This is a genomic window from Pedobacter terrae (genome assembly GCF_036946585.1).
Classification (GTDB): Bacteria; Bacteroidota; Bacteroidia; order Sphingobacteriales; family Sphingobacteriaceae; genus Pedobacter; species Pedobacter terrae_C.
In genome coordinates this window covers 96,591-109,637 of sequence record NZ_JAQIIV010000017.1, presented here as the reverse complement: position 1 = coordinate 109,637, position 13,047 = coordinate 96,591, and the positions used below count along the sequence as shown (strand labels likewise).

Below are 13,047 nucleotides of genomic sequence, written 5' to 3'. Positions count from 1 at the left end.
CAAAGCACTCAAAATAAATCTTGACCCAAGAATTTATGGCACTTTTGCAGAAATCGGTGCTGGACAAGAAGTTTCAAGAAATTTTTTTAACGCCGGAGCGGCATCTGGAACCGTAGCCAAAACCATGTCGGCCTATGATATGACTTTTAGCGACGCGATTTATGGAGCAGAGGCAAATGGCCGCTACGTTAGCCAAAATAGGCTTTTACAGATGCTTGACCATGAATTCGGATTACTTAATGAGCGTTTATCAGGCGAAAAATACGAGAGCCGCACCTTTTTTGCTTTTGCTGATACTGTAACTACCTTAAATTATAAACGTACCAACGAACCACATGGTTGGGTTGGCATCAGGTTCCAAAACGAGCCGGGAGGTTTCCCTAACGAGATATTCTTTCATGTCCGTTTGTTGGATACTGATGTAAATATGCAACAACGTGTGCTTGGTATTATTGGTGTAAACTTGCTTTATGCAGCTTTCTATTATTATGAGGATCCTAAAATAATGGTAGAATCTTTGGCTGACAATTTAACCATTGGATCTGTAGAAATTGATTTGATTTCGGTTAAAGGTCCGGCATTTCCTGGAGTAGACAACATCTTACTGAATCTTTATATGATTATGAAAGATTTCTCTGCAGCGGCAATTTTTGATGCTGATGCACATCCGCGGCAGGCTAAAGATCTTTTATACAAAAAGGATATCATGATTTTACGGACCAAATATGGCCAAAAATCGTTACCTAACTTTAACCTTTTTAATAAAGCTACGGAGCAATTTAAGCGTACGAATAAAGTAGAAGAGGGAAATCTGGCTGTAATGATTGAGGTTTTGGCAACCAATGTCTTAACCGACGCACAGGAAACACCCGATGATATCGATTTAGAAACCGTAGCGAAACGTACGCAGGAAATGTGCGACACGGGAAACACGGTGATCGTTTCAAATTTTACCCGCCATAACCGCCTTGCCAAATATCTGGCCAGATGTAAGCCAAAAAGTGTTGGCTTAGCTACAAACATCAACAACTTAAAATTCGTATTCAACGCTAAAAACTTCACAGGCGAAAATTATTCTGGCCAATTGTTGAGTTATGTAAATGATATGTTTAACACCAATGTGCGGTTATTTGCTTATCCATTTCTGGATAAAAAGACCAATCAGGTCATTACAACAGAGAATATGCCGATTACCCCGGAAGCCAAACCATTATTTGATTTTCTACTGATTAATGGTTATATTACAGATATTAAGGATTATAATGAGGATGAGGTAAAAACGGTTTAAGATATATTGTTAAAATATCAGAATTCCAGATAACCTAAGCATTTATCTTTATTTAGGCGGCGTCTAATCTTGAAGTTAATTTTCTTATTTGTCTCCGTAATGACCTAAGGCGGAGATAATAGTAACGGTTACTACTTCATCTTCTATTTTATAAATTAAACGTTTTTTTTTGATTGATTCGCCGTGGCCAAAGTCCCGATAGTTCGAACTTTAACCTTTCAGGATTCGCTACGCTAATTTTTTCAACCTTTTTTATTGACGACTTGTCTCCTGACTTTTGGATAGTTAACAAATGTTTTTGTGCAATATATGAGATGATTACTTTATATCTCCCATATTGATTTGCTGGCGGTCAAGTGTAATATCAGTTCCTTTATTTACCTCTGCTAAACTTTGATTTACCTTAGCAACAAATTCAGGATGATACGGACTTTCCTCTTCTTTTTGAAAAGATACATCTAAAGCTTTTAGAATAGCCTCGATTGCGGCTTCCTGCTTTTTATTTTTAGGATGTGCGATTACAGCCATGACAAATACTTTATAATCAAAAATACGAAATATTTTGACAGTAATTAGCCGCTAAAATAAAAGCCACAGAGTTATCAGTACGATGATACAATTAAATTGTTCTCAATGCCGAGCCATTTTCATTTACCACAAATGTATGCTTCACACCACATTTCAATGCAAAATTATTGCGCTGGTGACCAACAGGAAAATCGAATGCGACAGGGTAGGCATATTCTTTTACCTTTTCAAGCACTATATCATAAATATTTTTACCAAACTCCTCGCCTGCATCATCAGGTTTAACTTTAAAACCGCCAACAATTAGTCCCTTCAGGCTGTTAAGCTTGCCGCTACGCTTTAAATTCCACAACATTCTATCGATGCTGTAAAGGTATTCACCGGTATCCTCTATAAACAAGATTTTATCTTTCGTATCCAAATCTGATTGGCTACCAGCCAGTGTTTCGATAATACTCAGGTTACCGCCAACCAGTATCGCATCGGCCTTACCAAAACGGTTATTGCTATTTACTGGAGCGGTATAACCCATTTTTTCACCAATCATGGCATTTTTTATCGAGAGGATGGTTTCAACCTGTATAGGCTCTGCTTTAGCCCAATCATCAGGAAAACTGTTGCACATTTTAGCATGAATAGAAGCAATGCCAAAATTTTTGGACAGATGGCAATGCAGCACGGTGATATCACTGAAGCCGATAATCCATTTAGGGTTTCGTTTAAAACCGGAAAAATCGAGCTGATCAATAATGCGTACAAAACCGTATCCACCACGTGCACACATAATGGCTTTAATGCCTGGATCATTCAGCATTTCCTGAAAATCAGTTAGCCTTTCTTCGTCTGTTCCACCATAGGTAAAATCACGCTTGCCAATGGTTTTTCCAATTTTGATGTTAAAACCCCAACTTTGCATTTGTGCAACGGAAGGTTGGATCTGCTCAAGTGTAACGTGCCCGGCCGGGCTGCTAATTCCTATCGTATCACCAGGTTTCAAATAAGGAGGGATTTTAAACGATGAACTTTCACTTTCAATAGCTAAAGTTTTAATGGCTGGAATAATGGCAGTAGCCGCAATAAATGAAGAAATGAAATGTTTTCTGTTCATCTAAGATAGGGTAGTAGAATTGATATGGCTAAATATAGGATTTAAAAATTTGGCATAAAAAGAAAAGGGATTTATATCCATAAATCCCTTTTTTAAACCAAACAAATTAATCTGTAAAAGATTAGTATAATGTGAATTATATAATTAACCACTTTTAAAATAAAATGTTTTGAGATTCTAGAAAAATATTTAGTTATTCTGAAAACTGCGAAGAATCTATTAAATACCACTTTGTTTCTTGCATGTTTAATGATCTGATTGTTTATAATAACCTTAAAATCGCTAGCCTTTGTTTAATAGCCCTGATGGAAACGGAAATCCTTTTTGGTACCGTGATATTATATTTTCTGAATCTTCCCAAAAAGATTGCAGTGTACAGCAGGAACAAGCCTTAACGATAGGCACTGAAACTGCGCTTCAAATAATGAAGAAACAAAATAGGCTGACGACAGTTGCTTTAAAAATAAAAGGCCATCCATCGCGGATAGCCTTTGCTAACAACAAAACAAATATAAGATAACCAAATCTTACCTGATTGAGCAGAATCAGGATAAAGTGCTATGAGATACACTTTGCGGCCTAGTAATGGATTCGAACCATTATAAAGAGTTTATGAAACCCCAACCTTCCTATCGGTCAACTGGCCGTATTTTTACAATTGTTTTAATGTTAAATAATCACTTAATTCTAAAATCTGTTCTTTATTTAAGCTATCTTCATCCTTTGTATTCGTTAATTTTTCAACCTCTGTTTGCAAAGGATAAATCAATTGAGGATATTCATCTATAGCCGGATATTGAAAATAAATGGACATAATCTTCGTGTTTAATTGTTCAACATATTTTGTAATGCTTATTGTTGAGCAAATATATAAATAAGTATATAATATCTATAGATTTAGTAGTTTTTTTAATTTAAAAAATTTATAACTGTTTAATTTACAGTTAAATAAAATTATCATTAACACCTTATTACGTAAATAGGATTGATAAATAAGCTAAAAAATCATCATATCTCAAAGTAAACCGCGGTCCGGGTGCATATCATATCTGTCCACTTTTAATAGCTATTCAATGCCTTTAAATTCAATTTCAGAAAAGCTAATTATTTTAAGGATATTTGCAGTTCAAACATTAAAATAGTAATTGTGTCTTTAGATAAATTAAAACTTAGCAAACCACTTATAGCGGCGATGACTGATGCAGGATTTTTGACCGCAAAGGAAATCCAAACCAGAACAATGTCTCGGATTTTAGGTGGCCAGGACGTTATAGCGGTAGGACCAGAGGGCTCAGGAAAAACAACAACCTATGTTTTAGCTACTTTAATGAAGTTGAAATACGCCTTCGAGGAAGCACCAAGAGCATTGATTTTAGTGCCGGATATTGAGCATGTAGACCATGTGCTAGAACAATTTAAACTGTTAAACCGCAACAGTACTTTCCGAATTTTGGGAATTGATAGCCGCGGCACCATTGAGACGCAAATGAATGAGGTTACCGACGGTTGCGATATTATTGTTGCTGTTCCAGATCGTGCCCGGGCTTTATATTTAAAGCTAGCCTTAAATACCAATAAAATACAATTATTTATCGTTGATAATGCTGAGCTTATCGTGAAAAAGGGCTTGCAATTACCTGTGGTAGAATTAGCGAACAGCGCCTACAAATCTCAGCATGTTGTGTTTACAGAGGTAATGCACGATAAGCTTAAACACATGATAGCCCCATTCATGAAAGATTCGGCAGCTACCATTGAGGTTGATGAGATTGGCGAAAAGCAAGCAGAAGTTTATCAGCAGATGCTTTATCAAGTACCAAATTTCAGGACAAAGCTAAATTTACTAACCTTGTTATTAAACGATGCTGAAGTTTTTGATAAGGTTGTTGTTTTCGTCAATACCCGTCTAACCGCGCAAACCGTTTATAAAAATTTTAATCAGCATAAAGAAGGCGAAATTAGCATCTACCGTCCTTTGTTTTTTGATGATAGGGGTTTTGATGACATTAATGACTTTAAAGAAAATCCTCAGGCTAGAATCTTAATTGTAGCCAATGAGAATTCAGGCGAACTCAATATTGAAAGACTCCCTTTTATTTTTCATTTTGAACTACCAGAGCAAAAAGAAACCTTAATTAAACGCATCGTTAAGTATGGAAATGAAGATGTGGTAGCCATTACTTTCTCTACGGATATTGAATTGATTGAAGTAAAAAAAATCGAGCAGGCTATTGGACAGAAAATGAACATAATGGAATTGCCTGAAGGTTTAAAAGTTGTTGAGGCTGCTGATAAGTCAAAGAAAAAGAAAAGTGCCGAAGAAGATGAAGATTCTGAGCGTGGGGCTGCATTTCACGAAAAGAAAGCCAGCAACCTCAAAACTTACAATTATAGTGCAGGCGCAAAGGCTAAAATGACATATAAGAACAAAAAGGGATTGTCTTAACGGTGTATGCTAACGCTCGTTTCTAACATACGTTAAATAATCAATCGTTACGAGTGTAGGAGATCGAAATGCTATTGCTGTACTCCACTGGAAACGATTGCGAACTAGAACATGATAGATCCTGAAAAAAGTTTGGGATGACGAAAAAAAGTAAACTAAGTAAAAAAGCTCCTCAGAAACTAATCTGAGGAGCTTTTTTTTAACCGTTACTTACGATTAGTATAAAGTGAATTCTACACGGCGGTTTTGTTGACGGCCAGCTGCAGTTTTGTTTGTTGCAATTGGTTGGTCAGGTCCGTAACCTGTAGCTTCAATTCTAGATGCATTTGCACCCTGAGATACTAGATAAGCTTTTACTGATTCGGCTCTTTCTTTAGATAAACGTAAGTTTAACTCTCTGCTACCAGTATTATCAGTGTGACCAGCTAATTTTAAGCTAAAGTTTTTATCAACCAATAAACCAGCAACGCGATTTAAAGTTGCATATGATTTAGAACGGATAGTTGATTTACCTAAATCAAATTCTAAGTTAGAAATCGCATCTCTAACTACTTTACGGTCTTCTTCAGTAATTACTTTAGTTTCTTTAATGATTTCGCGTTGAACTTTGATTGGGCAACCAGAACCATCAACAACTGTACCTGAAGGGGTTCCAGGGCATTTGTCGAATTTGTTTGCTACACCATCGTTATCATCGTCAGCTAAATCTTTAGCATATTGCTCTCTATCGCGTTGAGCATTTTGTTCAGCTGTTGATAATGCTCTTCTTAATTCAGCACTTTCTTCTGCACTTTGTTTACGTAAGTCGGCAACAGCGCTATAGTTTTGCAACTGAGAGTTTTCTTTGTTTCCTAACGCAAACTCTAAGCCTGCATGTGCATAAGAGAATCTGCTTTCATTGTAAGCACTCTTAACAGTTGGAGACGATTTGATAAAGTTAATGTCGTAACCTAGGTCAATGTTAATCCCTTTAGCTACACCAAGTTTAAATCCAACACCAGTAGGGATAAACCATCCTTCTCTGTCTGTGAACGCCTGTGTTGAGGCCACTTCAGAATCAGAAGACATATAACCAGCACCCGCTTTAACATAAGGAATTAAAACTGCATTTTCAGTGTTTAGACTGAAGTTAGCAATATTTAAAACAGCTGTTAATGAACCAGACCAGTTGATGCTATTCTTTTGCTCGATTGTACTGGTTTGGTTAAGGGTTTTAATCTCGCCGCGTAAAAAATCAGCTTGTAAACCTAATGCAGGTAAAATTTGTTTTTTAACGAACGCTCCGTAGCCAATGCTTTTAAACTCTTCAGCTTTGACACTTCCGCCGCCTAAAAAGGTGTTCTGACTAAGAATACCCCCGTGGGCACCAATACTCCATGTTCTTAATGATTGCTTAGCAAACCTTCCTGGAGGTGGAGGTGGAACTTCTTGTGCAAATAATTGTGATGATAATCCTAGTAAGGCAACCAACATTGTTGATTTAGTAATTCTCCTATTCATGTTTTCTATTTTTTAAATAATTAGTGTCTTAACAGTTTTTTTATCATACTGTTTGGAAGCGAATAAGAAAAAATCTTGCCAAATACATTATTTTATACGTAAACAACATATTATCAACTGGTTATTATGTTAAATCTATTTCACAAAAAAGTTACGTAACGGAGTATACCCCACATATTGCTGTATAGAATACTATACAAAATAGCATCATTCTTAAGATTTCTTGCAAAAATCTTATTTAACGGTCATATTTTTCGATACTTGAGAAATTGGCCTGGACGGTGTAGCATTAGCACATATGGTTGTGCCTAGTTAAAATATTGATGAAATTGCGTTTCATCTCCTTGGATGTAGAATCAACTAAAAGATCGTTGCATTCCATCCTCTAATCACCTACGTCGAAATAAATTGAAAATATTACAATCTTAATTTCGCAAAAAAATCCCAGAATACGATTCCGGCAGAAATGACAATGTTAAACGAATGTTTAGTTCCAAACTGTGGAATTTCAATACAGTCATCAATTTTAGCCATTACTTCATCACTCACACCATCAACCTCATTACCAAATATCAAAGCATATTTTTTATTAGGATCGGGATTGAAAGTATTGAGCATGGTGCTATTTTCGGCCTGCTCAATGGCCACTATTTCGTAACCTAGGCCTCTTAAGGTATCAACAGCCTGCACTGTATCCGTATAATGAATCCAATCGACTGATTGCGTGGCACCTAACGCCGTTTTTTTCAATTTCGCGATGGGGTGGCTGGGCCGTAATGCCGCAGAGTATTACTTTTTCGAGCGCAAAACCATCTGCAGTACGGAATATCGAACCTACATTATGCATACTACGCACATTATCTAAAACCGCAACGACAGGTAATTTTTCCTGTGTTTTAAACGCTTCAACATCCGGACGGTTTAGTTCGTCTAGTTTTAATTTTCTCATTATTTTTAAAAGGATTGCACCGATTAATAGATCACGCCGATTTGTAGGTATTTAATTCCATTTTTATCCGATTGTATCTGTTACTAAATGTGGGCCATCATTAATATCGCTAACATAAATGGTAGGGAGATAACCGATTTTGTCTACATAGTAATTGGTTAAGTGTTTGGCGAAATCTTCTTCATAGCCTTTCTCTAAAAGCGCAATGGCACAACCTCCAAATCCTGCACCGGTCATACGGGCACCAATTACGTGCTCATCACCCGAACAGAAGTCCACCACTGCATCTAATTCTTTTCCGCTTACCTCATATAAGGTTCGCAAAGATTCATGAGAAGCATACATCAAGCGGCCAAATGTTGTTAAGTCTCCTCCATTCAATGCCTTAGCTGCTAAATGAACACGGTCGTTCTCCTTAATTACATGTGTAGCCCTGTTTAATATGGTTTCATTGCTGATTAAATGACTGTGAAGGGCAAACTTTTCTGCACTAAGTTCGCAAAGATAGCGAAGCGTAATTTCTTCATTTAGAAACTTCACTGCTGTCTGGCATTCTGCAACGCGTTCGTTGTATTTCGAATCTGCCAGTTCACGTGGTTTATTGGTATTGATGATGGCCAGCACATAATCACCCAGATCAACATGGACCATTTTGTATTTTAGGGTTTCGCAATCCAAAACGATTGCTTTTTCTCTTTCTCCGAAAGTAACCGCAAATTGGTCCATGATACCAGAATTTAAACCAATAAAGTCATTTTCAACACGTTTGGCGATTCTAACAAGTGCCAACTTATCGTAACCTAAATTATAATAGGCATTCAGTGCAAAAGCAGTAGCGATTTCTATAGAAGCTGAAGATGAAAGTCCAGATCCGATTGGAATATTTCCATAAAATAAAAAGTCTAAACCGTTGATTACTTTGCCATCTCTAATTAATTCATTAATTACACCAATCGGATAATTAGCCCAGATGCTACCATTCTTTTCGGTGATCGTATTGCTGTTTGCTACGGTTTCCACATCAAAATTTAAACTTTTAAATCTGTATTGACCATCGCTATTTGGAGCAATGGCTACCCAGGTTCCTAAAGAGATGGCGCAGGGCATAACCAAACCACCATTGTAATCTATATGCTCTCCAATTAGGTTAACCCGCCCAGGTGTAAAATAAATGGCTTCGGCGTTTTTATGGTATTGTTCAGCAAATTTTTCCTGTAGGTTAATGTTCATTGGGCTAAAATATATTTACAAAAAGCATTAATAATGCTATGTTTGCTTTAAAAACAAAAGCCCTAAGTTACAATTTATGAGCGTTCAGCAAATACCCACCGGAAAAATTATTGATGGCGAAGAAGTTATCGCAATCGAACTTATCAATAGCAAAGGCACTTACGTCAAAATATTTAATTATGGTGCTATTATCAATAAATTTATAGTTGACAATGCTAAAGGTGAAAAGCAGGATATCGTTCTAGGCTTTGATACATTTGACGAATACCTTGATCCAGCTTACCTGACAAATTATCCATACTTGGGAGCCATAATTGGCCGGTATGCCAATCGTATAAAAAACGGTGAATTTAGTATTGATGGGGATGAGTACCAGTTGGCAAAAAATGCAGGCAGCAATACACTCCATGGTGGCCTTGTTGGATTTGATAAAAAAGTTTGGGATATTATTGAGATCAATGATGGTCCTCAACCTTTTGTTACCTTGCAATATGAAAGTGTACATGGCGAAGAAAATTTCCCTGGAAACCTAGTGGTTGATTTAACTTTCGAACTCACTGAAAATGATGAGTTGATTTTAAGTTATGAAGCCGAAACAGATCAGGCTACCGCCATAAACTTAACGCACCATGGTTATTTTAATCTGGCTACAGATGGTGGAGATGTTAAAAATCATCAACAGCAGATTTTTGCTTCACACTATTTAGAACAGGACGATAATTATTCGGCAACAGGTAAACTAATCCCTGTTGAAGGTACACCTTTGGATTTTACTAAACCAAAAGCAATTGGACAGGATTGGAATGAAGATGAAGGTTATGATCAAACCTTTGTGTTGGATAAAATTTATGGCGATTTATCATTGGCCAGCAAAACAATTGAAGAAGAAAGTGGTTTAGTGTTAAGCGTTTACACTACAGAACCTGTAGCGCATTTTTATACAGCAAAATATTTAGATGTAAAGAATGGAAAGGGTGGAAAAGATTATAATGGTTTTGAGGCGTTTTGTATTGAAACACAACATCATCCTAATGCGATTAATATTCCAACATTTCCCAACACGATTTTAAGACCAGAAGAATTATATACGCAAACCACAATTTACAAAGTTTCATTAAATAAATAACCCATGTTTACCATTGAAAATATACAGGCAGCAGCATTAAAAGTTAAGTCTGGATCAGATTTCCCACAGTTTATAAAGGAAATTAAGGAATTAGGGGTGAAGCGAAATGATGTTTACGTAAGCAATGGCTTGTCCATTTATTTCGATGGCGATGATAACGCGCAGCAAATAAGCCCGGATGAGTATCCTGCATTGGTTATCAATGATGAATCTTCGTCTGATAAATTGAAACATGCTTTAAAAATACACCAGCAAGGAGAAACGGATTATTTTACATTTTGCAAGCAGGCTGCAGATGCGGGGGTAGAAAAATGGATCACAGATCTGGATGAGATGACTTGCACTTACTTAGATGCTAAGGGAAATGAACTGGTAAAGGAAACTATTCCTACGGTTTAGAAAATATCCATATATAGGGCCCAAAATCTCGGGCCCTATTTATCAGGATAATGAACTTCTTGAGGAGCTAATTCTAATTAACCCTTTCCAATACCATTTTTATAGCCTGTTCTACAATTTTATTCGGTTCCTTACTAAATTCAAATTTTACCCTGCTGGCTAAAATAGCGTTAACAGAAAGTGCGTTATGTCCTAACACTTTGGCCAGTGCGTAAATCCCTGCTGTTTCCATCTCTAAATTGGTAATGCGGTGTTGTTTGCTTTTGAAACTATTAATTAAGCCGATAAAATCTGAAACAGCATTTTTTGCACGTACTATTCTGCCTTGCGGAGCATAAAAACCTGGTGCAGTTATGGTGATACCATGAAACATATCTTTTCCAATTGTATTTAAAAGCCCGTTATCTGCAGCAGTTAAATAAGGGTTAATATAATTGATTTGACCAAAGTGATCCTTTATCTCATTTAGCAAAAGCTGTTCATCTTCAGTTGTTTGTTGAAAGTAATAGTTCATTAAAGCATCCATCCCTAAACCATAAGACGAAGCCAGAATGGTACCCATAGGAATATCCGGTTGCACCGCACCGGATGTACCCACTCTAATGATATTCAAAGAAGTATGTGATCCTTTAACTTCACGGGTTTCAAAATCCACATTAACAAGTGCATCCAACTCATTGAATACGATATCAATGTTATCGGTTCCAATTCCTGTTGAAAGTACGGTAATGCGTTTTTTGCCTACATAACCGGTGTGGGTAATAAATTCGCGTTTGCCTTTTTTAAATTCTATTTGATCAAAGTATTTGCTTACCTCTCCAACCCGGTCAGGATCACCAACTGTTATCACAGTATCAGCAATATCTTCAGGTAAAAGATTGAGGTGGTATATACTACCATCGGGGTTAATGATTAGATCGCTTTCTGATATTTTCATATTAGTTGTTTTTGCCCTCGTTCTCCATTATTTTCACATGAAAAATCAATGAACTATATAATTGTTAAATTGTACGGAGATATTTTAATTTAACAACTTCAAGCTTATCAAATTTACTCAGAACCTGACTAAGTTGTGCTTTTCTTACCTCAAATTTCAATATACAATTGGTATCAAACTGCTGCGCCAAAATCTGCAGGTTTTCTTCTTTGATCAACTTCATTACGTCATTCATCTGTAGGTATTCGAAATGGGCTTCATAAATATCATTAATTGTTTTGATTACAATCTTTGAAGCTTTAATAGACGCTATACTAGCACTTTTATAAGCGTTAATTAAACCAGGAACCCCCAATAAGGTGCCACCAAAATAGCGAACCACTACAATGAGTATATTGGTAAGATCTTCAGATAATAGACAGTTCAATATTGGCCGGCCTGCTGTCCCGGAAGGTTCGCCATCATCGTTTACTCTAAAAACAGATCGATTAGGTGTTAAACGGTATGCATAACAAAAATGATTTGCCTTAACATTGCTAGCGCGCAGGTTCGCAATAATTGGCTTTACTTCTTCCTCGTCACGGATCGGGTAGGCATAAGACATAAATTTACTTCCTTTATCCCGAAATATGCCTTCTGAAGTATTTTCTATTGTTTTATAAGAATCATCGAACAACATGTTGTGATAATGTAATGAAGATAACAGCCACAATGGCCAGAATTATACCTAAGTAATTTAATTTGCTCAGCTTTTCTTTAAACACAATCAGGCCAATTAAAGTTCCTGCTATAATTACGCCTAGATTCATCGCTGCAAAAACGGTAGATGGATTGTGTGCCAATGCCTTATGCGCTTTCATGTAGAAAAGAATATTCCCAAAATTGAACAAGCCTAAAATGAGTCCGCAAACTACATTTACCAATTGTAATGTTATTTTGCCCGAAATGACCATAGTGATGACAATTAGCAGCGATACGATGAATGAAAGGCAGAAAATGGTGAAAAGTGAGGTGGTGTAAGGTAATTCTTTGTATAACGCAATTTGTTTAAAAAGTACGTCAATAACGCCAAAACCGACGAAAACTACAATAGGATAGAGGAGACTTTTGCTCTCCGCCTTCTGATGATCAGATTTTCGGAAGAAAGTTAATACGATAGCTGCAAAACCGATTACCAGACCAGTAATTTTTAGGTGATTAAAATTTTCCTTAAAAATAAAATAAGCTGCCAGTATGGGAATAAATAGCGATAAACGTTGGGCAATGTCGGTTTTTACAATGCCAAGTTTTTTTACTGATGCGGCAAGAAATAAAAATATAGATGGCAATAAAGTAGCCAATGCAATATAAATAGGCCATGGGGCCGCAGCGGTGATTAGTTTTACATCGGGCTTAAAAAAAAGAAAACATAAACTTAACGCGATAAAATAGTTGACTGTAACGGCCTGGATCACACTGATCTGGTATCGCTTGGCTAATTTTAACAAAACAGCTACCGTAACACTGCAGCAGATGCTTAAAATAATGTAAATCATT

At 36.6% G+C, this 13,047-nt stretch carries 12 protein-coding genes and 1 pseudogene; 4 read left to right on the top strand and 9 right to left on the bottom strand.

Features of this window, described 5'->3' with window-relative positions; translation table 11 throughout:
• Positions 1–1,288, top strand: a 1,288-nt coding sequence (locus PGN18_RS18575; RefSeq protein ID WP_335321090.1) for a nicotinamide mononucleotide adenylyltransferase, incomplete at its 5' end; no start/stop codon positions are given.
• A gap of 318 nt (positions 1,289–1,606) precedes the next feature.
• Here PGN18_RS18575 and PGN18_RS18570 read toward each other — a convergent pair.
• From PGN18_RS18570 to PGN18_RS18560, 3 genes are all read right to left on the bottom strand, one after another.
• A complete protein-coding gene (locus tag PGN18_RS18570) occupies positions 1,607–1,816 on the bottom strand; it encodes a DUF2683 family protein (RefSeq protein WP_335321089.1) in 210 nt (69 codons plus the stop codon).
• A 91-nt stretch (positions 1,817–1,907) separates the two neighbouring features.
• Positions 1,908–2,924 carry a S66 peptidase family protein gene (locus PGN18_RS18565; RefSeq protein ID WP_335321088.1) on the bottom strand — a complete coding sequence of 339 codons (1,017 nt, stop codon included), beginning with the start codon at positions 2,922–2,924 and terminating at the stop codon, positions 1,908–1,910.
• Positions 2,925–3,576: 652 nt separating this feature from the next.
• Positions 3,577–3,738 carry a hypothetical protein gene (locus PGN18_RS18560; RefSeq protein WP_335321087.1) on the bottom strand — a complete coding sequence of 54 codons (162 nt, stop codon included), beginning with the start codon at positions 3,736–3,738 and terminating at the stop codon, positions 3,577–3,579.
• Positions 3,739–4,071: 333 nt separating this feature from the next.
• On the opposite strand from PGN18_RS18560, the gene PGN18_RS18555 reads away from it, so the two are divergent.
• A complete protein-coding gene (locus PGN18_RS18555) occupies positions 4,072–5,370 on the top strand; it encodes a DEAD/DEAH box helicase (RefSeq protein ID WP_335321086.1) in 1,299 nt (432 codons plus the stop codon).
• Between the two features lie 216 nt (positions 5,371–5,586).
• On the opposite strand, the gene PGN18_RS18550 is transcribed toward PGN18_RS18555, so the two are convergent.
• From PGN18_RS18550 to PGN18_RS18540, 3 genes and pseudogenes are all read right to left on the bottom strand, one after another.
• On the bottom strand, positions 5,587–6,870 hold the full coding sequence (locus PGN18_RS18550; protein ID WP_335321085.1) for an OmpA family protein: 1,284 nt from the start codon (positions 6,868–6,870) through the stop codon (positions 5,587–5,589).
• A gap of 417 nt (positions 6,871–7,287) precedes the next feature.
• Positions 7,288–7,819: pseudogene (locus PGN18_RS18545) on the bottom strand (RNA methyltransferase).
• Positions 7,820–7,882: 63 nt separating this feature from the next.
• On the bottom strand, positions 7,883–9,049 hold the full coding sequence (locus PGN18_RS18540) for a galactokinase (RefSeq protein WP_335321084.1): 1,167 nt from the start codon (positions 9,047–9,049) through the stop codon (positions 7,883–7,885).
• A 76-nt stretch (positions 9,050–9,125) separates the two neighbouring features.
• Here PGN18_RS18540 and PGN18_RS18535 point away from each other — a divergent pair, with 76 nt between their 5' ends.
• Both PGN18_RS18535 and PGN18_RS18530 read left to right on the top strand, forming a co-directional pair.
• Positions 9,126–10,175, top strand: coding sequence for an aldose epimerase family protein (locus PGN18_RS18535; protein ID WP_335321083.1), 1,050 nt, complete (start codon positions 9,126–9,128; stop codon positions 10,173–10,175).
• A 3-nt stretch (positions 10,176–10,178) separates the two neighbouring features.
• Complete coding sequence (locus tag PGN18_RS18530) at positions 10,179–10,574, top strand: DUF1398 domain-containing protein (RefSeq protein WP_335321082.1); 396 nt, start codon at positions 10,179–10,181, stop codon at positions 10,572–10,574.
• A gap of 73 nt (positions 10,575–10,647) precedes the next feature.
• Here the strand turns inward: PGN18_RS18530 and PGN18_RS18525 are convergent, their stop codons facing one another.
• The 3 genes from PGN18_RS18525 to PGN18_RS18515 form a co-directional block, all read right to left on the bottom strand.
• Positions 10,648–11,511: a nucleoside phosphorylase gene (locus PGN18_RS18525; RefSeq protein ID WP_335321081.1), complete on the bottom strand. Its 864-nt coding sequence runs from the start codon at positions 11,509–11,511 to the stop codon at positions 10,648–10,650.
• Positions 11,512–11,575: 64 nt separating this feature from the next.
• Positions 11,576–12,190: an IMPACT family protein gene (locus PGN18_RS18520; protein WP_335321080.1), complete on the bottom strand. Its 615-nt coding sequence runs from the start codon at positions 12,188–12,190 to the stop codon at positions 11,576–11,578.
• On the bottom strand, positions 12,177–13,046 hold the full coding sequence (locus PGN18_RS18515) for a DMT family transporter (RefSeq protein WP_335321079.1): 870 nt from the start codon (positions 13,044–13,046) through the stop codon (positions 12,177–12,179). The genes PGN18_RS18520 and PGN18_RS18515 overlap by 14 nt, the downstream gene beginning before the upstream one ends.
• Between the last annotated feature and the right edge of the window lies 1 nt (position 13,047).